Source organism: Rhodococcus sp. 2G, assembly GCF_001886355.1.
In the GTDB taxonomy this organism is placed as follows: domain Bacteria; phylum Actinomycetota; class Actinomycetes; order Mycobacteriales; family Mycobacteriaceae; genus Rhodococcus; species Rhodococcus pyridinivorans.
Genome location: NZ_CP018063.1, coordinates 2650989 through 2673639, shown reverse-complemented (window position 1 = coordinate 2673639; position 22651 = coordinate 2650989). Strand labels below are relative to the sequence as shown.

General features: G+C 67.8%; 20 protein-coding genes, 1 tRNA gene and 1 other RNA gene. 16 read left to right on the top strand and 6 right to left on the bottom strand.

The features are described 5' to 3' along the window. Positions 1–95: 95 nt before the first annotated feature. A complete protein-coding gene (locus BO226_RS12615) occupies positions 96–1121 on the top strand; it encodes a YlbL family protein (protein ID WP_064061582.1) in 1026 nt (341 codons plus the stop codon). Between the two features lie 63 nt (positions 1122–1184). On the opposite strand, the gene BO226_RS12610 is transcribed toward BO226_RS12615, so the two are convergent. Next, positions 1185–1790 carry a PPA1309 family protein gene (locus tag BO226_RS12610; RefSeq protein WP_006550273.1) on the bottom strand — a complete coding sequence of 202 codons (606 nt, stop codon included), beginning with the start codon at positions 1788–1790 and terminating at the stop codon, positions 1185–1187. 192 nt (positions 1791–1982) lie between these two features. Here BO226_RS12610 and BO226_RS12605 point away from each other — a divergent pair, with 192 nt between their 5' ends. Beyond that, positions 1983–4997 (top strand): UPF0182 family protein, encoded by a 3015-nt coding sequence (locus BO226_RS12605; protein ID WP_024101464.1) that lies wholly within the window; start codon positions 1983–1985, stop codon positions 4995–4997. Between the two features lie 127 nt (positions 4998–5124). Here BO226_RS12605 and BO226_RS12600 read toward each other — a convergent pair whose 3' ends face one another. Beyond that, positions 5125–5649: a transglycosylase family protein gene (locus tag BO226_RS12600; RefSeq protein ID WP_006550275.1), complete on the bottom strand. Its 525-nt coding sequence runs from the start codon at positions 5647–5649 to the stop codon at positions 5125–5127. Positions 5650–6114: 465 nt separating this feature from the next. On the opposite strand from BO226_RS12600, the gene BO226_RS12595 reads away from it, so the two are divergent. Beyond that, positions 6115–6191: transfer RNA gene (locus BO226_RS12595), tRNA-Met, on the top strand. A gap of 50 nt (positions 6192–6241) precedes the next feature. Here the strand turns inward: BO226_RS12595 and BO226_RS12590 are convergent. The 3 genes from BO226_RS12590 to BO226_RS12580 form a co-directional block, all read right to left on the bottom strand. Continuing rightward, positions 6242–7945: an acyl-CoA synthetase gene (locus tag BO226_RS12590; protein ID WP_052040031.1), complete on the bottom strand. Its 1704-nt coding sequence runs from the start codon at positions 7943–7945 to the stop codon at positions 6242–6244. A 221-nt stretch (positions 7946–8166) separates the two neighbouring features. Then, a complete protein-coding gene (locus BO226_RS12585) occupies positions 8167–9381 on the bottom strand; it encodes an acyl-CoA dehydrogenase family protein (protein ID WP_071935389.1) in 1215 nt (404 codons plus the stop codon). Positions 9382–9409: 28 nt separating this feature from the next. After that, positions 9410–10804, bottom strand: a complete 1395-nt coding sequence (locus BO226_RS12580; protein ID WP_071935388.1) for an acyl-CoA dehydrogenase family protein — start codon at positions 10802–10804, stop codon at positions 9410–9412. 166 nt (positions 10805–10970) lie between these two features. On the opposite strand from BO226_RS12580, the gene BO226_RS28110 reads away from it, so the two are divergent. Then, positions 10971–11204, top strand: coding sequence for a MerR family DNA-binding transcriptional regulator (locus tag BO226_RS28110; RefSeq protein ID WP_231913094.1), 234 nt, complete (start codon positions 10971–10973; stop codon positions 11202–11204). After that, on the top strand, positions 11131–11595 hold the full coding sequence (locus BO226_RS12575) for a GyrI-like domain-containing protein (protein ID WP_232237950.1): 465 nt from the start codon (positions 11131–11133) through the stop codon (positions 11593–11595). The genes BO226_RS28110 and BO226_RS12575 overlap by 74 nt, the downstream gene beginning before the upstream one ends. A gap of 45 nt (positions 11596–11640) precedes the next feature. Here BO226_RS12575 and hisN read toward each other — a convergent pair whose 3' ends face one another. After that, positions 11641–12426 carry a histidinol-phosphatase gene (gene hisN, locus BO226_RS12570; protein WP_006550344.1) on the bottom strand — a complete coding sequence of 262 codons (786 nt, stop codon included), beginning with the start codon at positions 12424–12426 and terminating at the stop codon, positions 11641–11643. 145 nt (positions 12427–12571) lie between these two features. Between hisN and prfB the strand changes: the two genes are divergently transcribed. The 11 genes from prfB (at position 12572) to BO226_RS12515 (ending at position 22637) form a co-directional block, all read left to right on the top strand. Beyond that, positions 12572–13690 (top strand): peptide chain release factor 2, encoded by a 1119-nt coding sequence (gene prfB / locus BO226_RS12565; RefSeq protein ID WP_006550345.1) that lies wholly within the window; start codon positions 12572–12574, stop codon positions 13688–13690. A gap of 21 nt (positions 13691–13711) precedes the next feature. Beyond that, positions 13712–14599: a mechanosensitive ion channel family protein gene (locus tag BO226_RS12560; RefSeq protein ID WP_232237949.1), complete on the top strand. Its 888-nt coding sequence runs from the start codon at positions 13712–13714 to the stop codon at positions 14597–14599. Then, positions 14596–15078 carry a hypothetical protein gene (locus BO226_RS12555; RefSeq protein WP_064851517.1) on the top strand — a complete coding sequence of 161 codons (483 nt, stop codon included), beginning with the start codon at positions 14596–14598 and terminating at the stop codon, positions 15076–15078. The genes BO226_RS12560 and BO226_RS12555 overlap by 4 nt, the downstream gene beginning before the upstream one ends. 55 nt (positions 15079–15133) lie before the next feature. Then, complete coding sequence (ftsE, locus tag BO226_RS12550) at positions 15134–15823, top strand: cell division ATP-binding protein FtsE (RefSeq protein ID WP_071935387.1); 690 nt, start codon at positions 15134–15136, stop codon at positions 15821–15823. A gap of 49 nt (positions 15824–15872) precedes the next feature. Continuing rightward, positions 15873–16778, top strand: a complete 906-nt coding sequence (gene ftsX, locus BO226_RS12545) for a permease-like cell division protein FtsX (RefSeq protein ID WP_006550352.1) — start codon at positions 15873–15875, stop codon at positions 16776–16778. 69 nt (positions 16779–16847) lie between these two features. Continuing rightward, positions 16848–17324: an SsrA-binding protein SmpB gene (smpB, locus tag BO226_RS12540; protein WP_024101458.1), complete on the top strand. Its 477-nt coding sequence runs from the start codon at positions 16848–16850 to the stop codon at positions 17322–17324. Next, positions 17321–18178, top strand: coding sequence for a DMT family transporter (locus BO226_RS12535; protein WP_051121498.1), 858 nt, complete (start codon positions 17321–17323; stop codon positions 18176–18178). The genes smpB and BO226_RS12535 overlap by 4 nt, the downstream gene beginning before the upstream one ends. Before the next feature lie 255 nt (positions 18179–18433). Then, positions 18434–18802: a transfer-messenger RNA gene (gene ssrA, locus BO226_RS12530) on the top strand. 410 nt (positions 18803–19212) lie between these two features. After that, positions 19213–20841, top strand: a complete 1629-nt coding sequence (gene pgm / locus BO226_RS12525; RefSeq protein WP_024101457.1) for a phosphoglucomutase (alpha-D-glucose-1,6-bisphosphate-dependent) — start codon at positions 19213–19215, stop codon at positions 20839–20841. 60 nt (positions 20842–20901) lie between these two features. After that, positions 20902–22119 (top strand): MFS transporter, encoded by a 1218-nt coding sequence (locus BO226_RS12520; protein WP_071936430.1) that lies wholly within the window; start codon positions 20902–20904, stop codon positions 22117–22119. A 26-nt stretch (positions 22120–22145) separates the two neighbouring features. Beyond that, on the top strand, positions 22146–22637 hold the full coding sequence (locus tag BO226_RS12515) for a MauE/DoxX family redox-associated membrane protein (RefSeq protein ID WP_071935386.1): 492 nt from the start codon (positions 22146–22148) through the stop codon (positions 22635–22637). Positions 22638–22651 lie beyond the last annotated feature (14 nt).

The window sequence follows — 22651 nt, the reverse complement described above, 5'->3', positions numbered from 1 at the left end:
TCCAGGGCGGGGACCGGCGTCGTGGTCACGCTCATGGCGAACACGACACGGTCGTGGTGTGAAGGGGGTGGTCGGGCGACCGTTACCCTGGCCGGGTGAATCGTCGCTACGTCCTGCCGCTCGCGCTCGTGCTCCCGATCCTCGTCATCGTGGTCGTGGCGTTCAACGTCCGGGCGCCGTACGTGGCGCTCGGCCCCGGCCCCGTCTTCGACACGCTCGGGGAGATCGAGGGCACCCCGGTCGTCGCGCTCGAGGGGATCGAGGCGGACGAGACCGAGGGCAGTCTGTTCATGACGACCGTCGGGGTCACCGACAATCTCACCCTCGCGCAGACCTTCACCGCCTGGATCAGCGGGCGCTACGGCGTGGCGCCGCGCGAGCAGGTCTACCCGCCCGACCGCAGCAAGGACGAGGTCCAGGCCGTCGACCAGGCGCAGTTCGCCCAGTCGGAGCGGTCCGCCGAACTCGCCGCCCTGCACTATCTCGACCTGCCGGTGACCCTGCGGATCGCCGAGGTGGGCCAGGACGCCCCTGCCGCCGGGTTGCTCGAGGCGGGCGACCGGATCGTCGCCGTCGGCGGCGAGGAGATGCGCACGGCCGGCCAGGTCCAGCGCGCGGTCGGCGACGTGCCGCCCGGTGAGTCGGTGGACGTCACCGTCCGGCGCGGCGATGCCGAGGAGTCGTTCGACGTTCCCGTCGGTCCCCGGCCCGGCGACCCGGACAAGGGCTTCCTGGGCATCGCCACCGAGGAGGTTCCCGAGGTGCCCTTCGAGGTCACCTTCAACCTCGCCGACATCGGCGGACCGTCCGCCGGCCTGATGTTCAGTCTGGCCGTGGTGGACAAGCTCAGCCCGGGCCTGCTCAACGGCGGTCTGGACGTCGCCGGTACCGGCACCATCGACTCGGACGGGATGGTCGGTCCGATCGGCGGGATCACCCACAAGCTCACCGCGGCGTCGGAGGACGGCGCGACCGTCTTCCTGGTGCCCGCCGAGAACTGCGCGGAGGCGCAGAGCGGCGCCCCCGAGGGCGTGCAGCTCGTGAAGGTCGAGACGCTCGAGGGTGCGATCGACGCGCTGGCAGCGATCGCGGACGGACGCGACGCGCCCGCCTGCAGCTGATCCCGCCCGTCGGCAGCCGATCCCGCGCGCCGCACGGGGGCCGGCAGTGCGGTGATCGCCCTCTCAGTAGTCGTCGTCGCTCGCCTCGAGGGTCGCGTACAACGCGGCCACGACGTGCGGGGCGAGGTTGTCGTAGGTCCGCAGTTCAGTGCCCGCGAACGGATCGTCGTCGTCGAGGGGGCGCAACTGAAGGAGCGAGAGTGACGGCCCGTCGCGCAGGACCGCGGAGATGAGGCGGGCGGCGCGTCGTTCCGGGTGACTGTGCGCTGCGAGCCGGGCCGCCTCGTCTGCCGCGTGGGCGTCGGCGAGCAATGGCGTGAAGGCGTCGTCGAGTTCGTTCTCGGCGCTCGGCGGCAGCACGACCACCTCCTGCACGAGAGCGCACCCGGCAACCGATCCGGGCCAGGTGGTCGTGGCGAGGAACTCCTCGAGTGCGGGACTGCCGCCCTCGACGTCGTCGGGGAAAGATTCCTGCGCGATCGGGGTGTACTCGTGTCCCTCGTCGAGCTGGTCGGCGAGGGCGGGTTCGGCGGCTGCGAGAAGCACGGTCGGGACGAGCGCGAACATGACGGGAGGGCGGTCCCAACCCTCCGCATCCGCGAAATCGATGATCTCGTGGACGGCGCGCGCGAGTCCTTGTTCGGAAGGTACGGGAAGACGTTGGTTCACCGGCCTATCCTGGCACCCGTACGCGGGTGTGCGCTGCCGGACCTGCGTCGTGCGACCCCCTGTACGAGGATTCCGTAGAGTGGGGCGAAACGGTCACTCCGTGAGAACGAGGCGTGCTCGCACGCTTTCGTCGAGCGCGAGACGTACAGATGCGGTGCGATCGCGCCGCCGGACGAGTTGGGAGCGTGGCACGTGGGCATGAGGCCCCCGACCGGAGTACCTACATTGTCGAAGCGGAGCAGAGTTCTGCTGATCCTGGCAGTGGTGGCCGCAGTGCTGCTCCTGCTCGGACCACGGTTGGTGGACACCTACACCAACTGGCTCTGGTTCGGCGAGGTCGACTTCCGGGACGTATACGTCAAGGTTCTCCTGACCCGGATCGCACTGTTCCTGGCGGTCGGGTTGTTCATCGGCGGTGTCGTCTGGCTGGCGATGCTGCTCGCCTACCGGTCGCGCCCGGTCTTCGTGCCGACCACCGGACCCAACGATCCGGTGGCGCGCTACCGCACCACCGTGATGACGCGCATGCGCGCCTTCGGGATCGGTATCCCGGTCGTGCTCGGTGTGCTCTCCGGTCTGGTCGCCCAGGCCGGCTGGGTCACCGTCCAGATGTTCTTCAACGGCGGCGACTTCGGCACCACCGATCCGCAGTTCGGTCTCGACGTCGGCTTCTACGCCTTCGACCTGCCGTTCTACCGCTTCCTGCTCAACTGGTTCTTCGTCGCGATCGTGCTCGGGTTCATCGCGAACCTCGTCACCCACTACATCTTCGGCGGCATCCGCCTCGCCGGTCGCGGGGGAAGCATGTCGACGGCCTCGCGTGTGCAGCTCGCGGTCCTCGCCGGCCTGTTCGTCGCGTTCAAAGCGTTCGCCTACTGGCTCGATCGGTACGAACTGCTGTGGAGCAGCCGCAAGGAACCCACCTTCACCGGCGGTGGCTTCACCGACATCAATGCGGTGTTGCCGGCCAAGCTCATCCTGCTCGCGATCGCCGTCATCTGCGCGATCGCGTTCTTCGCCGCGATCTTCCTGCGCGACCTGCGGATCCCCGCGCTCGCGACGGCGCTGCTCGTGCTCTCGTCGATCCTCGTCGGTGCGGTGTACCCGCTCATGGTCGAGCAGTTCTCGGTGCGCCCGAACGCTGCCGACAAGGAGAGCGAGTACATCGAGCGCAACATCGCCGCGACCCGCGAGGCGTACGGCATCACCGACGACAAGGTGGCGTACGAGGACTACCCGGGTGTGGGCACCACCTCGCCCGAGAACATCCCGGCCGACATCACCACGATCGCGAACGCCCGCCTGCTCGACCCGAACGTGCTTCCCCGCACGTTCACGCAGCAGACGCAGCTGAAGAACTTCTACGGCTACCCCGAGTCGCTCGACATCGACCGGTACGAGCTCGACGGTCGTATGGAGGATTACATCGTCGCGGCGCGTGAGCTCTCGCCGACGAGCCTGACCGGCAACCAGACCGACTGGATCAACCGCCACACCGTGTACACGCACGGCAACGGTCTCGTCGCGGCGCCCGCCAACCGCGTGAACGCCGCCGCGAGTGCCTCGGCGGAGGAGGCCGCCAACAGCAACAGCGGCTATCCCGTCTACTTCGTCAGCGACCTGGCGTCGCTCGCTGCGGAGAACCAGGTCATCCCCGTCGAGCAGCCCCGCATCTACTACGGCGAGGTCATCGCCGAGGCCGATCCGGACTACGCGATCGTCGGCAACAGCGCCGACTCGTCCGGTCCGCGCGAGTACGACACCGACACCGAAAAGTACACCTACACCGGCTCGGGCGGCGTCGACATCGGCAACTGGTTCAACCGGCTCGCCTTCGCCGCGAAGTACGGCGAACGCAACATCCTGTTCTCGAGCGCCATCGGCAGCGACTCGAAGATCCTGTTCAACCGCGACCCGCGTGAGCGCGTGACGAAGGTCGCGCCGTGGCTGACGGCCGACGGCGACGCCTACCCGGCCGCGATCGACGGCCGCATCAAGTGGGTCGTCGACGCGTACACCACGCTCGACTACTACCCGTACGCGCAGCGCGCGTCGCTCGAGGGCCTCGTCGAGGACAGCATCGACCAGAACACCGGCCGGTTGCTGCCCCGCAAGGAGGTCTCGTACATCCGCAACTCGGTGAAGGCGACGGTCGATGCCTACGACGGCACGGTGACGCTCTACCAGGTCGACGATGAGGACCCGGTCCTGAAGGCGTGGATGGGTGTCTTCCCCGATGCGGTGACCCCGCAGGACCAGATCTCCGACGAGCTGCGGGCGCACTTCCGGTACCCGGAGGATCTGTTCAAGGTGCAGCGCGAGATGCTCGCCAAGTACCACGTCGACGACCCGCGCGAGTTCTTCACGAACAATGCGTTCTGGTCGGTGCCGGCGGACCCGACGGTCGACACCAGCGCGAACCAGCCGCCCTACTACCTGCTCATGGGCGATCGCGAGACGGCGGATCCCCGGTTCCGTCTGACCTCGGCGATGGTGGGTTACAACCGGCAGTTCCTGTCGGCGTACATCTCGGTCGAATCCGATCCGGAGAACTACGGGAAGTTCACGATCCTGCAGTTGCCGACGGATACGCAGACCTTCGGTCCGGAGCAGACGCAGAATGCGATGATCTCCGACACCCGAGTGGCTTCGGAACGGACCCTGCTCGAACGGTCCAACCGGATCCAATACGGCAACCTGCTCACCCTGCCCATCGCGGACGGCGGCATCCTGTACGTCCAGCCGATGTACACCGAGCGCAACGCGACGGCGGGTAGCACGTCGACCTTCCCGCAGCTGTCGCGCGTGCTCGTCAGCTACCGGGAGCCGGGTGCCAGCGGTGGCGTCCGGATCGGTTACGCACCGACTCTCGCCGGTGCGCTCGACCAGGTGTTCGGTCCCGGCGTCGGCGACGCGGCCACCGCTCCCGGTGGCGAGGCGCTGCCCACCGCCGAGGTGGAGGACGAGACGCGGGGCGAGGTGATCGAGGGCACCACGGACGAGAACCAGCCTTCCGATCAGCAGCAACAGCAGCCCGCCTCGCCGGCGCCGACGACTCCCGCGAATCGCGATGCCGCGGTCGCGGAGCTCGATTCGGCACTCGCGGAGCTGGCCAACGCGCAGACCAGCGGCGATTTCGAAGCCTACGGACGGGCGCTGCGGCGGGTGCAGCAAGCCGTCGATGCCTACGAATCCACGGGCGGCTGAATCCACTGGCGGCTGAATCCACTGGCGGCTGAATCCACCGGCGGCTGATCCGGTAACGGAAACCGACACGACGAAGGCCCGCGGTTCGCACCGCGGGCCTTCGTCGTGTTCGCAGAGACGGTCTGCGTCAGCGACCGGCCAGCGTGATATCGACGATCTGCGCGAACTCGGCGCCGAAGCCGTACTGCTGGGCGAGCTGGTTCGCGGTGTCGACGGCCTGGGTGACCTCGGCCGGCAACTCGGGGGCGGCCGGAGCCGCGGGTGCCGGAGCCTCGGGTGCCGGTGCGGGCGCCTCGGGTGCGGCGGGAGCCGGCGCGGATTCGGTTGTCAGGTACTGACCGCAGACGGGCCACGCGCCGGGGCCCTGCGTCTGCAGGACGTTCTCGGCGACACGGATCTGCTCCGCCTTCGAGGCTTGGTCCGCGCGGCCGCTGCCGCCGTTGGCCTCCCAGGTGCTCTGCGAGAACTGCAGGCCGCCGTAGTAGCCGTTGCCGGTGTTGATGGCCCAGTTGCCACCGCTCTCGCATTGGGCGACGCCGTCCCAGTTGTGCTGGGCGGCGGACGCGGTGCCGGTGGCGAGCGCGAACGGAACCGCGGCGAGTGCACCGGTGACGACGGCAGTGCGGAATGCACGCGTGCTGAAGTTGGTCATTCTGTGGAGTCCTTCCCGCGCTCGCGGAGCGCGACGGCCCTCGTCGATCTCGGTCGACGGAGAAATGTCTCCGTCCGGATCGGGGACCACGTCGGTTGCGTCCCTGCCCCTCGGGTCTTCGTAGGCACCGGATCCCGCGGGGCAGACTGGCGGCGACGGGCCGGTGGTGGCTCGGCTGTTTCGAGCCGGGACCGACAGTACAAAGCGCTCCGCGGCGCGTCATCCTCCGCCGGGAGAGGTGTTTGTCCACGTGATGGGATGGGACGATTGAGTCTTCGCAGCTCAGGAAGGTGATAACGGGGGTCGATGCAAGATCGTTACACCGCCGTTATGTGGCGATAGTCATGGTGGAAATGTGAACCGAGACACCTCGGGGTTGCGATTTCGGTTGTCGTCGAGGCCCATCCGCGTCCGACGAGGCGATTTGCATTCCGTTTCCGTGCTCGTGTAGGTTCATTCATGCAACGCGGGGTGGAGCAGCTCGGTAGCTCGCTGGGCTCATAACCCAGAGGTCGCAGGTTCAAATCCTGTCCCCGCTACCACCACGAAGGCCGGTCGTCTCGGACGACCGGCCTTCGTTCGTTCGAGGGGATCACCCCCGAGCGGTGGTGTACCCCTTCTCGGGATCCTCGGGCAGATCCATCTCCACCAGCACCCGGCGCAGCAGCTTCCCGGTGGCGTTGCGCGGCAGCTCGTCGAGGAAAACCACCTCGCGCGGAACCTTGTACCGGGCGAGATTCGACTTCACGAACGCCTTGATGTCCTCGGCGTTGCGGGAGGAGTCGGGGGAGGGAACCACGAAGGCTCGCAGCCGCTGCCCGAACTCGGGATCGGGGACACCCACCACGGCGGCATCGAGTATGTCCTCCCGCTCGGCGAGCAGGTTCTCGACCTCGAGCGGATAGACGTTCTCGCCGCCGGAGACGATCATGTCGTCGTCGCGACCGTTGACGAAGAGCAGGCCGTTCTCGTCCCAGTGCCCGATGTCGCCGATCGACAGCAACCCGTCGATGCGTTCCTTGTCGCGACCGTCGGTGTAGCCGGCGAAGGACAGGCCGCTCGAGACGAAGATGCGGCCGGGGACGTGCGGCTCGGTGATGCGGTTGCCGTCGTCGTCGAACAGCACCACCCGACACGTCACGGGAGGGCGACCGGCCGTGCCGGGGGCTTGCCGGATGTCGTCGGGGGTCGCGACCGTCGCGACGGCGCATTCGGTGGAGCCGTACAGGTTGTAGAGCACGTGTCCGAACGCCTCCGTCGTCCGGCGACACACGTCGGGCGAGAGCGACGAACCCGCGGAGAAGACGATCTTCAGGCTCGAGGTGTCGTACTCGGCGATCTTCTCCGGTCCGAGGTCGAGGATCCGCTGCAGCATCGTCGGGACCACCACCAGCACGATCGCTCCGTGCTGCTCGACGAGGCCCAAGGTGTCGACGGGGGAGAAGCGCCGCATCATCACCACGGTCTGACCCAGTGCGAGGGCGAGCGCGAACTGCGAGACGCCGGTGCCGTGGAAGGCCGGGGCGGCCATGAGCATCGTCTGCCCGGGGCGCAGCGGAACCCGATCGAGGAACTGGACCGACGCGAACGGTGACGTGCGGCCGCGCGGCGCGCCCTTCGGGGTGCCGGTGGTGCCGCTGGTGAGCAATACGAATCCACCGAAGACCTCCGGCGCGGGCAGGGACGAGCCGTCCAGCCCTTCGATCGACTGCTCCAGCGTCGGGATGCCGGGGACCTCGTCGTCCGCCCAGGAGACGTACCGGCGCACGTCGTCGGGGAGCGCGGCTGCGACCTCGGCGAATTCGCTGTCGAAGACGAACGTCGAGACCTGTTCGCGCGCTGCGACATCGACGAGTTGCCGCGGCGCGAAACCGGTGTTCATCATCACCAGTCGCACACCGAGCTTGGCGGTGGCGAGCATCGTCAACACGAGACCGCGGTGATTCCGGGCCATGATGCCCATGACCGATCCCGGCTCCACCCCGGCGCGTTGCCACGCACGCACGAGGGCATTGGAGCGGGCCTCGAGTTCCTTGTAGGTGACATCGCCGGCCTCGTCGATCAGGGCGACGGCGTCGAGACCGCGTTCGGCCTGTGCGTGCACGGCGCCGGCGAAGGGGCCGTACTTGTTGGCCGCCATGATCGTTCCGATGCTGTGGTCCACGCGCGGAAAGTGCAGCAGACCTGCGCGATGGAGTACCGCGAGTGATCCGATGGTGTCCTTGACCTGGCCGATCGTGTCGTCGAGCGTGATCCGCCCACTCGTGATCCTGCCGAGAATGTCCTGACCGAGCATCCGTCCCCCTAGCTGTGTGTCGGCGTCAGCACACACAGTAGCCGTGACGTAGCTCACATTCCAGGCAATCTTCCACGGATGATCTTCCTGGAACGGGTAGAGCCCTCGCCGCACCTGCGGCGAGGGCTCTACCCCGATGGATCCTCCGACACGTCCGGTACCGTGCGCAGACACCGGTCCCATCCTTCCGGCGCCCGCGGACGGACCCCATGCCCCGAGCGTTATTTCAGTTCGGAGGACGACTTTCCGAGCACCCGCCGAGCGACGATGAGCTGCTGGATCTGCTGGGTGCCCTCGAAGATGTCGAGAATCTTGGAATCGCGTGCCCACTTCTCGAGCAGCGGTCGCTGCGAATACCCGTAGGTTCCGGTGAGTTCGACGGCCTTGAGCGAGACCGCGGTGCCGGTGCGGCCGGCCTTCGCCTTCGACACCGACGCCTCGAGGGAGTTGGGCTTCTTGTTGTCGGCCATCCACGTCGCGCGCAGCGCGAGCAGGTAGGCGGCCTCCCAGTCGGCCTCGAGCGCGAGGAACTCGGCGGCCGCGGCATGCTGGTTGTTGGCGGGGATGTCGTAGGAGACCTCGACGCCCGCCTCCTTCAGGATCGTGCGCAGTTCCTCGAGTACCGCACGACCGAGACCCACGGCCATGCCGGCCACGATCGGACGCGTGTTGTCGAAGGTCTGCATGACCCCGGCGAACCCCTTCTCGGTGTTCACCTCCGGGGAGCCGAGGATGTTGTCCTTCGGGATGCGGCAGTTGTCGAGCACGAGCACCGCGGTGTCGGATGCCTTGATGCCGAGCTTCTTCTCGAGACGCGCGACCGAGAGTCCGGGAGCCTCGCGCGGCACGACGAACGACTTGATCGCGGCGCGGCCCTTCGACCTGTCGACGGACGCCCACACGACGATGTGCGTGGAACGCTCACCGGCGGTGACGAAGATCTTCTCGCCGTTGAGGACCCACTCGTCGCCGTCGAGCACGGCCGTGGTCGTCACGGCCGCCGAATCGGATCCGAAACCGGGCTCGGTGATTGCCATGGAGGCCCACGCCTTGCCGAAGCGTTCGAGCTGCTCGTCGGTGGCCACCGCGGCGATCGCGGAATTGCCCAGGCCCTGGTAGGGGATCGACAGGGTCAGGCCGACGTCGCCCCAGCACGTCTCGATGACATTGAGGAGTCCGGCCATGTTGCCGCCGTTGGCATTTCCGGCGGGGCCGTCCTGCTTGGCCTTGCTGTCGCGGCCGAGCGCGGCACCCGCCGCGCCCTGGCCGGAGTCGTTGAGCCCTTCGACCATCGCGGCCATGGTGTCGAGTTCGGTGGGGTACTCGTGCTCGGCGAGGTCGTACTTGCGGGAGATCGGCCGGAAAATCTGCGCGGCGACCTGATGGGCCTGGTTCGCGGAAGCCTTGAGCTTCCGGGGAAGTTCGAGATTGATCATCACAGGTTCCTTGTTCGGGTCGGGCCGATCAGACGAGGACGACGCCCTCGGCGACTCCGATTGCTCGCAGGTCGCGGTACCAACGTTCGACGGGGTGTTCCTTGGTGTAGCCGTGGCCGCCGAGCAGCTGGACGCCGTCGAGGCCGAACTGCATGCCCTTGTCGGTGGCGAGCTTGCGGGCCAGGGCCGCCTCGCGAGCGAACGACAGGCCCTGCTCGGCCCGCGACGCACCGCGCAGGGTGACCAGACGTAGACCGTCGAGCTCGATCTTGATGTTGGCCACCATGAACGCCACCGCCTGCCGGTGGCTGATGGGCTCGCCGAACGCCTCGCGCTCGTTGACGTAGGGGACCACGTAGTCGAGCACGGCCCGACCGGTGCCCATCGCCAGAGCTGCCCAGCCCAGGCGCGACAGGCGCACGGCGTCGGCGTACTGCTCGGCGCGGACGTCGGCGTCGTCGTCGCCGAGACGTGCCGATTCCGGCACCGCGACGTCCTCGAGCAGAAGGCGGCCCAGTCCGGCGGCGCGCAGGCCCATGCCCGGATCGGCCTCGATCACGACGCCCTTGCTCTTCGCCTCGACGAGGAAGAGGGACGGCTTACCGTCGAGTTCGGCTGCCACGACGAACAGTTCGGCGCTGCCCGCCGCCGGGACGAACGACTTCACGCCGTTGAGCCGGTAGCCGCTGGGGGAGCGCACCGCCTTGGTCTGCAACGCGAAGGGATCGAACAGGGCGCGCGGCTCGGCGATGACGACCGACGCCTGGGGGACATCGTCGCCGGCGAAGGCCGGCAGGTAGGTCTTCTGTTGGTCCTCGGTGCCCCACTGTGTGAGCGCCACGGCCACACCGCTCGGCGCGAGGATCGGCAGGGCCAGGCCCATGTCGCCGTGCGCGAGGGCCTCGGCGACCAGCACGTTGGTGACCACGCCGCGCTCGTCGGCGGCGCCGTCGAACGCCTCGGGTACGTTGACCATGGTGATGCCGAGTTCGGCTGCGCGCGCGAGCAGATCGGCCGGGGCCGCGGCGGCCTCGTCGGCGTCGTGCGCGGCGGGGCGCAGGATCTCGGCGGCGAACTCACGCACCGTCTCCGTGATCATCTGCTGATCGTCGGTCGGGGTGAGATCGAAGAAGTCGGCGTTCTTCGCGGTGGTGAGACGCTGCGGGCCGCTCGCGCCGCCGGACATCTTCTTGAAGGTGCGCGTGGCGGCGCCGAGGGTCTTGAAGCCGGTCTTCGTGGACTGGTACGTGATCCGGTCGATCGTCTCGCGGATCTTGTACCGGTCGGCCAGTTCGGAACCCGTGATCCGGGTGAGCACGCGCATGGCAGCACCCATGGCGTCGCGTTTGATCGGATTGAGGCCGACGGCGGACGTGTCGCGAGGCGTGTGGCGGCCCACGCTGTCTTGCTTGCTCATGATCACCAGAAGTCTCTCGATGCGGCAGCGGACACTCCCGATCTTACTTTTGAGTAAGGTCACTGTCTACCGCGCAGTAAGTTCCGCGGTGGACGCGTGTCGCCCAGCATCGTCCGCTGTGTCGCGAGCACGAGTTGACTCTCACACCGTGTGAGGTCGCAGACTCGGCGCCATGGCCGACACCACCAGGTTGATGTCCATCGGAGAGTTCTCGTCCCTGACCCGGATCAGCGTGCGGATGCTGCGGCACTACGACTCGCAGGGAGTGCTGATCCCCGCCGTGGTCGACGAGGTCAGCGGTTACCGCCGATACCTCCCCGAGCAGACCGCCGATGCCGCGCGAGATTCCTCAGCAGACGTACGTCTGCCTCTGTGGCACCGTCGCCGACTACTCGGCCGAAGGTGAACTGTGGCAACGCTTCATGCCCGCCCTGCAGGAGCAGGGCATCGTCCCGACCGGACCCGGCGGCTGCATCGAACACGACGGCGAGTTCCGTGAGTCGGACGTCGACGAATCGGTGTTCCTGCCGGTGGCGCCGGGAACCACGGCCCGCGAGCCGCTGACGGTCCACGAGTTCCCCTCACGCCGGGCGGTCGTCGCCACCGTGACCGGGCCGTACGCCGAATCGATCCCGCGGGCCCACGAGGCGATCGCCGAATTCCTGACCGAACACGGCCTGTCCGCGGCCCGGGTCGACGACGACGTGGCCACCCACCACTTCAACGTCTATCTCGATGATCCGGGCGTCACGAACGAAGCCGACCTCGAGACCGCTGTGCATCTCCCGGTCCGCTGACGAACCCGGCCCCACGCGTGACCATCCGTGCGTGGGGCCGGCCACTCACTTCAGTCGACCGAGCACCTCGTCGTGCAGCGTGCCGTTGGTCGCGACCGCACTGCCGCCGTGCGGACCGTCCGCACCCTCGAGGTTCGTGAACCGTCCACCTGCCTCGCGCACCAGCACGTCGAGCGCGGCCAGATCCCACAGCGAAACCTCGGGTTCGAGCGCGATCTCGAGGGCGCCCTCGGCGAGCAGGCAGTAGGAGAAGAAGTCGCCGTAGGCGCGCACCCGCCACACGTCGTCGGTCAGGGCGACGAAACGATCACGGATGCCACGCTCGTGCCAGCCGCTCAGGCTCGAGAAGCTCAGCGACGCCGACGCGAGGTCGGTCACCTCCGACACCGAGATGCGCCGGGGCTCGGCACCGTCGTGCGACACCCAGGCGCCGCCGTCCGCGGCCGCCCACCACCGACGGTTCAGTGCCGGGGCGCTGACCACGCCCACGACGGGCACACCGTCCTCGAGGAGCGAGATCAGGCTCGCCCAGACCGGTACGCCACGCACGAAGTTCTTCGTGCCGTCGATCGGATCGACGACCCACTGCCGCCCGCGGAAGACCGCGTCGCCACCGAACTCCTCGCCGAGCACCGCGTCGTCCGGTCGCTGCTCGCCGAGCATCTCGCGGATGGCGCGCTCGACGGCGAGGTCGGCGTCGGAGACCGGACTCAGGTCCGGCTTGTCGTCCACCTTCAGGTCCAGCGCACCGAAGCGGTCGCGGGTGATGGCGTCGGACGCGTCGGCGAGTCGGAGTGCGAGGTCCAGGTCGGCGGTGTAGTCGGTGGTCATGGCGGAAACGCTAGCCGCCGTCGTCCGGGGCCGAGCAGCTTGCCGTCCACTCCGGGGTCGGCGCGGTGCTCGACCCGACCGGGCCCTGCCGTGTCGATCGCTGCCCACGGCGGGCCGGTTCGTCGCTCCGGTAACCTGTTGAATCGTGCATCCCGATGTTTCCGCAGCCCTGACCGAGCTCGACACGACCCTCCGCACCGTGGAATCGGTCCTCGACGTCGAGGAGCTGCGACGGCGCATCGACGAACTCGAACACCAGGCCGCCGACCCCGAGCTGTGGAACGACCAGGACCACGCCCAGAAGGTCACCAGCGAACTGTCGCACGCACAGGGTGAGCTGCGCCGGGTCGAGGGCCTGCGCCAGCGGCTCGAGGATCTCCCGGTTCTGTACGAGCTCGCCGAGGGCGAGGAGGGCGAGGCCCGCACCGCCGCCCTGGCCGACGCCGAGGCCGAACGCGAGAGCCTGCGCGCCGACATCGAGGCGATGGAGGTGCGCACGCTGCTGTCCGGCGAGTACGACCAGCGCGACGCGCTCGTCAACATCCGCGCGGGCGCCGGTGGCGTCGACGCCGCCGACTGGGCCGAGATGCTCATGCGTATGTACATCCGCTGGGCCGACAAGCACGGCTACGGCGTCGAGGTCTACGACACCTCCTACGCGGAAGAGGCCGGCATCAAGTCCGCCACCTTCGCCGTCAAGGCGCCCTACACCTACGGGACCCTGTCGGTCGAGATGGGCACGCACCGTCTCGTCCGCATCAGCCCCTTCGACAACCAGGGCCGCCGCCAGACCTCCTTCGCCGAGGTCGAGGTGCTGCCCGTCGTCGAGACCACCGACCACATCGACATCGACGAGAACGACGTCCGCGTCGACGTCTACCGCTCGTCCGGCCCGGGAGGCCAGTCGGTCAACACCACCGACTCCGCCGTGCGCCTGACGCATATCCCGACCGGCATCGTCGTCACCTGTCAGAACGAGAAGTCGCAGTTGCAGAACAAGGTCGCGGCCATGCGTGTCCTGCAGGCCAAGCTCCTCGAGCGCAAGCGCCAGGAGGAGCGCGCCGAGATGGATGCGCTCAAGGGCGACGGCGGCAGTTCGTGGGGCAACCAGATGCGCTCGTACGTGCTGCATCCCTACCAGATGGTCAAGGACCTGCGCACCGAGTACGAGGTCAACAACCCCTCGGCGGTGCTCGACGGCGACATCGACGGATTCCTCGAATCGGGCATCCGCTGGCGTATGCGAGAAGAGCAGAAATCGTGATCGGAAACAGGAGAGGGGCCTGTGCCGTTTCTTCCCGGAGCTAGACTGCTCGACTGGTTGTCGACGAGTGGGCTGCTGATCGCACTCACGATTCTGGGTGCGGTTCTGATCGCCCGGTTCGTCTCCTGGATCGGCAGCCGCATCACGCGCCGCATCGACGAGCGCTACACGCAGTCCGACGACCTCGTGCGGTCCGAGGCGACGAAGCATCGCCATTCGGTCGCCCAGGTGGTCACGTGGATGGCGATCTCGTTCGTGTACATCGTTGCGACCCTGAAGGTGTTCGACTATCTGCAGCTGCCCATCGGCAGCCTGGTCGCGCCGGCGACCGTGCTCGGCGCGGCGCTCGGCTTCGGTGCCCAGCGCATCGTGCAGGACATCCTCGCGGGGTTCTTCATCATCACCGAACGGCAGTACGGCTTCGGCGACACCGTGCAGATCTCCGTGACCGGTGCGTCCGAGGACGCGATCGGCACCGTCGAGGACGTCACGTTGCGCGTCACCCGGGTGCGTAGCACGGCGGGTGAGGTCATCACCGTCCCCAACGGGCAGATCAACAAGGCCGTCAACCTGTCGAAGGACTGGGCGCGCGCCGTGGTGGACGTGCCGATCCCGGTGACCGCCGACATCGCCGACGTCACCGAGATCCTGCGCGAACTGGGTGTCGCCGCATACAAGGAACCCCGCCTGCGGGAGCTGTTGCTCGACGAACCGAGTGTGATGGGTGTCGAGAGCCTCGAAGTGGATCAGCTCAGCGTCCGCATGGTCGCGCGCACGCTGCCCGGCAAGCAGTTCCAGGTGGGCCGTCTGCTGCGTGCGCGGATCGCGCGGGCACTGCGTGAACAGGGCATCACCGTCACGCCCCAGCTCGGCACCGCCAGCGTGGTCGATCGAGTGGAGGCACAGTGACACCGGGTGGAGGGACGTCGGGTGGGGGCGCGGCCACCGAGCCGGAGGAGAAGCACCGCAGGCGCATCCCGTCGCACCTCCTCGGTGGGCGGATCAGGACCACGACCTTCGCGTTGTGCACCCTGTGGCTTGCGCTGTGGGTGACCTACCTGTTCCTCAACCAGCCCGAGGACACCCCCGATGCGCCGTCGACCGCCGTGATCATCTCCGAGACGCCCTACGTGCCGTACGTGCCGCCGGCGACCACGGCCCCGCAGGAGAAGTCCGTGCCGGAGACCACCGACACGCCCTATCCGCCGACGACGGCGACCGGCGTGCCGGGCAGGGAACAGGGCGGGACGCCGCCGCAGGATGCCACGACGACAGCGCCCCCCACCACGACGAACAGGCAGTTCCCGTTCGACCTGCCCACGATCCCCGGACTGAACGACCAGCAGGATCCGACGGTGACCGAGGACACCGACGCTCCGTCGTCGTAGAGCACCGACGAGCCGGTGCCGTAGGTCACCGTCCGGTAACGGTTAGCATGTCCACGTGATCCGGCTGGAGAATGTGTCCAAGTCCTACAAGACGTCCACGCGTCCCGCGCTCGAAGGGGTCTCGGTGCACGTCGAGAAGGGCGAGTTCGTCTTTCTCATCGGTCCCTCCGGATCCGGGAAGTCGACCTTCCTCCGGTTGCTCCTGCGAGAGGAGAAGCCCACCACCGGCGACATCCACGTGGCCGATTTCCACGTCAACCGGCTGCCGGCGCGTCGCGTACCGAAGCTGCGCCAGAATCTCGGATGCGTCTTCCAGGACTTCCGGTTGCTCCAGCGCAAGACGGTCGCCGAGAACATCTCGTTCGCTCTCGAGGTGATCGGTAAGCCGCGCGGAGTGATCGAACGGACGGTGCCGGAGGTTCTCGACCTGGTGGGACTGTCCGGCAAAGCCGACCGGGTGCCCGCAGAACTGTCCGGCGGCGAACAGCAGCGTGTCGCGATCGCGCGTGCGTTCGTCAACCGGCCGCTCGTGCTGATGGCCGACGAACCGACCGGCAACCTCGACCCCGAGACCAGCCAGGACATCATGCTGCTGCTCGAACGCATCAACCGCACGGGCACGACGGTGCTCATGGCGACCCACGACCACCACATCGTCGACTCGATGCGGCGACGGGTCGTCGAACTCGATCTCGGACGCGTCGTGCGCGACGAGGCACGCGGCGTCTACGGCGTCGGCCGCTAGATCCCGTCACCCGAGCATCCCCACCAGGCAACCGAAGGAATCCCACCCGATGCGTGCCAGCTTCCTGTTCAGCGAGGTCACCACCGGCCTGCGCCGCAACCTCACCATGACGATCGCGATGATCCTCACCACGGCGATCTCCCTCGCGCTGTTCGGTGCGGGGCTGCTCGTGGTCCAGATGGCGGGCAAGACGGAACGGATCTTCCTCGACCGGGTCGAGGTGCAGGTGTTCCTGACCGAGGACATCTCCTCGCTCGATCCGGAGTGCGAGCAGGATCTCTGCTCCACCCTGCGCAGCGACCTCGAGAGCACCGACGACGTGGTGTCGGTCCAGTACCTGAGCCGCGACGACGCCGTCCTCGACGCCACCGATCGTGTCTTCGCCGATCAGCCCGAACTCGCCGAACTCGTGAGTGCCGACAGCTTCCCTGCCTCCTTCAAGATCAAGATGTCCGATCCGGATCGATTCGCGGCGATCCAGGACGATTTCGGTACCCGGCCCGGCGTCGACAGCGTGCTCAACCAGCAGGATCTCGTCGAGCGTCTGTTCGGCGTGCTCGGCGGCATCCGCAACGGCGCGTTCGCCATCGCCACGATCCAGGCGATCGCGGCCGTGCTTCTGATCGCGAACATGGTGCAGATCGCGGCCTTCACCCGCCGCACCGAGGTCGGCATCATGCGGCTGGTCGGCGCGACCCGCTGGTACACGCAGCTACCCTTCCTCCTCGAAGCGGTGATCGCCGCGATCGTGGGTGCCGCACTCGCCATCGGCGGACTCTTCGTCGCCAAGAGCATGTTCGTCGACGACATGCTCACCGAGGTCTACGACGCGAACATCGTCGCCCGCATCACCGACAGCGACATCCTTCTGGTCTCGCCGTTCCTGGTCCTCGTGGGCGTGGGAATGGCCGCTCTCACCTCGTATGTGACCTTGCGTCTGTACGTGCGTGAATAAGGTGTCGTGCGAGGTTCCTATGCTGGACGGTGTTCTGTTCGATCGATCGTGGACCGGAAAGGCCTGCACGTGAAGGAAAAGGGCCGGAAGGTCATCGCGACCAACCGGAAGGCGCGCCACAACTACACCATCCTCGACACCTACGAGGCGGGCATCGCCCTCGTCGGTACCGAGGTCAAGAGCCTGCGGGAGGGAAAGGCCTCCCTGGTGGACGCATTCGCGACCGTCGACGACGGCGAGGTGTGGTTGCGGGGTCTGCACATTCCGGAATACGGGCACGGCACGTGGACCAACCACGCTCCGCGCCGCACCCGCAAGCTGCTGCTGCACCGTCGCGAGATCGACGCGCTCGTCGGCAAGACCCGGGAGGGCAACCAGACCCTCGTGCCGCTGTCGATGTACTTCTCCGACGGCAAGGTCAAGGTCGAGCTCGCGCTCGCCAAGGGCAAGCAGGACTACGACAAGCGTCAGGATCTCGCCCGCCGGACCGCCGAACGTGAGGTGACCCGCGAGCTCGGCCGGCGAGTGAAGGGCATGAGCCGCTGATCGCGGTCGCGCTCGCGCTTCTCGCGGCGGTCGGGTACGGCCTCAGCGATTTCGCCGGGGGTGCCGCCTCCCGTCGCGCGAGCGCACTCGGCGTCGTCGCCGTCACCTACCCGGCTTCGCTCGTCGTGTCCCTGATCGCCGCGTCGATCGTCGGCGGCGACCTCACCGCGGCGTCCCTCGCGTGGGGTGCCGCAGCGGGCGTGGCCGGCGGCATCGCCGTCTGGTGGTTCTACCTCGCACTGGCGAACGGGCCGATGTCGGTCGTCTCACCGGTCACCGCTGTCGTCGTGGCCGGAATCCCCGTGCTGTTCGGGATCGCGACGGGGGACCGGCCAGGTCTGCTCGCCTATCTCGGCATCGTCGTCGCGGTGATCGCGGTGGGGCTGGTCAGCCGCGAATCCGACGAGACCGTCACCGGTGTCGGACACCCGCGCTTCACGTCGAGGATCGCGTGGTGGACGGTCGGATCGGGCATCGCCTTCGCGTTGTCGTTCATCGGCCTCGGTCAGGTCGGCACCGGCACCGGCCTGTGGCCGCTCGCCGCCTCCCGCGCGACCGCCACCCTCGTGGTCTGGCTGGTGATCGCCTTCTCGTGGCGCACCGTGGTGTGGCCGATCCGGTCGCTCCTGCCGATCCTGATCGGGATCGGCGTGATCGACGTGATCGCGAACGGTGCACTGCTGTTCGCCTACCAGCACGGCCTGCTGTCGCTGGTGAGCGTGATCGCGGCGCTGTATCCGGCGGTGACGGTGCTACTCGCCGTCATCGTGCTCGGAGAGCGCGTGAGCCGGGTGAAACTGCTCGGCCTGCTCGCAGCCGGACTGGCCGTCGCACTCGTCAGCCTGCCCGGCTGATCCGGGGTGGGGTGGGAAGAACACGAATCCTGGAGGCGCTGGACCCGGCATCGTGGAAAGCGCGTCACCGGACGGAGCGCTACGGGTGACACCCGGCGACGCCGGACTCGGGTCACCCCGACCCGGTTCCGTTGCCGGTGAGCGGCGGTGTGAGTAGGCTCATGACCCGGCAACGAATCGTTTTCGAAAATGGGAATGACATCGGGCCTTCGGGTCGTTACAGTAGGTAGTCCTGCGAAGGTCGCAGGCGCGTACGGGGCTGAACGGTTTCGACTGCGTACGTTGAGCAAGGGGAAGCGTGTCGGTGCAGGCAAGAGACCACCGTAAGCGTCGCTGCAACCAATTAAGCGCCGAGTCCACTCAGCGCGAGTACGCCCTCGCTGCCTAAGCGAGCGCGTCTCTGTCAGCCCGGGTTTGCTCTCGACCCGGATCCTGGCATCGACTAGAGAGCTCTACCGTACGGCTCGGTCGCGGAGACGTGCGGGACAACAAACAGCGACTGGGATCGTCATCTCGTCTTGTTCGCGAGAACGGGAGATCCGAGTAGAGACATAGCGAACTGCACACGGAGAAGCCCTCGCGAGGCGGCGGAGGACCCGGGTTCGATTCCCGGCAGCTCCACCATCGACCCGGGTAGGTGATCGACCATCGATCACCTACCCGGGTTTCTTGTTGTCCGGGTGAGCCTGATCGGCAGTCTCGGGAAACGGCAGTGCCCGCCGTCGAGACTCAGAGGGTGAGTGTTCTCGACGACGGGCACGGTCGCTGTCGGTCCCGGAGACGTCGGAGACGGCGCCGAAACAGCGAGAGCGAAACGAAGAAATGTCCTCCCCGGCATCGTCTTCATTTCGTTCACTGAAGTTAGCCCACCTAATTGTGAACGCCAATACTACTTTCGGGTCAGAAACTTTGGTCCCATGGCCGTGATGACCTTTTCGTCAGTATCCGTACCGACGCGCGGATCGGGGTACTCATCCCGCGCGTGCCGCGGATCGGCGGCAAGATGAGAACACCACCATCGACGAGGAGAGCACATGGCGCACGAACGAGCGGGACAGCCGGCCACCGCGGCGGATCTCGAAGATCTCGCACACCTTGTCACCGCCTACTACACCGTGCAACCGGATCCCGAGAACGCCTCGCAGCAGGTGGCTTTCGGCACGTCCGGTCATCGCGGCTCGAGCCTCGACGGTGCGTTCAACGAAGCCCACATCCTCGCGACCACCCAGGCCATCGTCGAATACCGCGCCCAGCAGGGCACTTCGGGCCCGCTGTTCTTCGGCCGCGACACGCACGCTCTGTCCGAACCGGCCTGGGCGAGCGCGCTCGAAGTGCTCGTCGCGAACGGCGTCGAAGTGGTCGTCGACTCCCGCGACCGCTACACCCCGACTCCGGCCGTCAGTCACGCGATCCTGCAGCACAATTCCGGCTCCGGTGCCCGCGCCGACGGGATCGTCGTCACCCCCTCGCACAATCCTCCGCGCGACGGTGGCTTCAAGTACAACCCCCCGTCGGGTGGTCCGGCCGACAGCGACGCGACGTCGGTCATCGCCGCTCGCGCCAACGAACTGCTCGCCGCCGGACTCGACGGGGTGAAGCGGGTGCCGCTCTCGTCGGCGCTCGCGTCCGCCGGACGACACGACTTCCTCGCCGCCTACATCGACGATCTGCCGAACATCGTCGATCTCGACGTCGTCCGTGCTGCCGGGGTACGGATCGGCGCCGACCCGATGGGCGGTGCGAGCGTCGACTACTGGGGCGAGATCGCCGAACGGCACGCCCTTGACCTCACCGTCGTCAATCCGCTCGTCGACGCCACCTGGCGGTTCATGACGCTCGACACCGACGGGAAGATCCGCATGGACTGCTCGTCGCCGAACGCCATGGCATCGCTGATCGGCAACCGCGAGGCCTACGACCTCGCGACCGGCAACGACGCCGACGCCGACCGGCACGGCATCGTCACCCCCGACGCCGGTCTGCTCAATCCGAACCACTATCTCGCCGTCGCGATCGACTACCTGTTCCGCAATCGCCCCGGTTGGGCGGAGTCGAGCAAGGTGGGCAAGACGCTCGTGAGTTCGTCGATGATCGACCGGGTCGCCGCCGGCCTCGGCCGCGACCTGCTCGAGGTGCCGGTGGGCTTCAAATGGTTCGTTCCCGGGCTGAGCGACGGTTCGCTGGGCTTCGGCGGGGAGGAGAGCGCCGGTGCGTCCTTCCTCCGGCGCGACGGCTCGGTGTGGACCACCGACAAGGACGGCATCGTCCTCGCCCTGCTCGCGGCGGAGATCACCGCGGTGACGGAGAAGAGCCCGTCCCGCTACTATGCCGAACTCGTCGATCGGTACGGCGACCCCGCTTACGCGCGCGTGGACGCCCCGGCGACGCGCGAGCAGAAGGCGGTGCTGTCGAAACTGTCGTCCGAGCAGGTCGGCGCCACCGAGCTCGCCGGCGAACCGATCACCGCGACGCTCACTGCGGCACCCGGCAACGGTGCCGCGATCGGTGGCCTGAAGGTCACCACCGAGAACGCGTGGTTCGCCGCCCGCCCGTCCGGCACCGAGGACGTCTACAAGATCTACGCCGAATCGTTCCGCGGCCCCGACCATCTCGCCGAGGTCCAGCAGGCGGCACGCGAACTCGTCTCGTCCGTCCTGTCCTGAGCCCGCTCGCCCACCGCGCGACCGGGCGAGGTCGTGCGCCTCGCTAACATCGTGGGCATCATGCGGACACGTGATGCGGCTTTGCCGCGGGAAATCTGGGTTCTGGTCGTCGCGAGTTTCGTGATCGCGCTCGGCTTCGGTCTCGTCGCTCCCGCGCTGCCCCAATTCGCGCGAAGCTTCGACGTCGGTGTGACGGCGGCGACGGTCGTCGTGTCGTCGTTCGCGGCGATGCGACTGCTCTTCGCACCCGCGAGCGGGTCGCTGGTGCAGAAGTTGGGGGAGCGGCCCGTCTACATCACGGGCCTGCTCATCGTCGCCCTGTCGACGGGCGCGTGCGCATTCGCGGCGAGCTACTGGCAGCTGCTCGTCTTCCGGGCCCTCGGCGGCATCGGGTCGACGATGTTCACGGTGTCGGCGCTCGGTCTGCTCGTGCGGATCGCGCCCCCGGACGCCCGCGGGCGTGTGTCCGGCCTGTACGCGACCAGCTTCCTCATGGGCAACATCCTCGGCCCGCTCTTCGGCGGTGCCCTTATCGGACTGGGGCTGCGCGCACCCTTTCTCATCTACGCCGTGGCGCTGCTCGTCGCGGCCTCGGTCGTGGGGATCAGCCTGCGCTCGTCGGAACTCGCCCGTCCCGACAGTGGGGACGGCGTGCCCGTCATGCGCCTGCGCGACGCGCTGCGCTCGCCGGTCTACCGCGCGGCGCTGGGATCGAACTTCGCCAACGGCTGGGTGGTGTTCGGGGTCCGCGTGGCGATGGTGCCTCTGTTCGTCGTCGAGGCGCTCGACGAGGGTGAGGCGTTCGCGGGTGTCGCGCTGACCGCCTTCGCGGTGGGCAACGCACTCGTCCTCATCAAGTCGGGCAAGCTGTCCGACCGGTTCGGGCGGCGACCCTTCGTCCTGGCCGGTCTGGTGGTGTGCGGGGTCAGCACGATCGCCATGGGATTCACCGAGAGCGTCGTCTGGTTCCTCATCACCTCGTTCGTGGCGGGTATGGGGTCCGGGCTGTCGAATCCCTCGCAGCAGGCCGCCGTCGCCGACGTCGTGGGCAGCAAGGCCCGGGGCGGGCCGGTGCTCGCGACCTTCCAGATGGTCGCCGATGTCGGCGCGGTGATCGGTCCGGTCGCCGCAGGCTTCCTCGCGGACCGGTTGTCCTACTCGACGGCCTTCGCGGTCACGGGTGTGATCATGCTAGCGGCGACGCTGCCGTGGTTCGTCGTCGGACGCCCCCGGGTCGTCGAGCAGGTGACACAGGTGACCGACGACACGGCGCGGTGAGACGACCGCCCGGTATTGTCGCCGGCATGTGGGTCGGTCTCGTCTCCACGCTCGCCCGATACGGTCTGGCGGCGGTGTGGCTCGTCTCCGGTTGGGTGAAGTTCTCGGATCCGACGCAGACCGTCGTGGCGGTACGGGCGTACCAGATTTTGCCCACCGGCTGGGTGCGGCCGTTCGCCGCCGCCTTCCCCGTTCTCGAACTGGCCCTGGGCCTGGTCCTGCTCGTCGGTCTCGCGACGCGCTTCGCAGCGCTCGTCAGCGCCTTGGGGCTGGTCGCGCTCGTCGCCGCGATCGCCTCGGCGTGGGCGCGCGGCCTGTCGATCGATTGCGGCTGCTTCGGGGGAGGAGGTGTGGTCGAGGGCGTCGACGGCCGCGACTACGCGATCGAGATCGCCCGCGACGTCGGCTTCCTGGCGATGTCGATATGGCTGGTCGTCCGGCCGCGCACCTGGTTCGCGCTCGGTCCGGGTTCATGTGCTTCCCTCTCAGCGGCCCCTCAGTCGTCGATGGCAGAGTGAGATCGTCCTTCCCC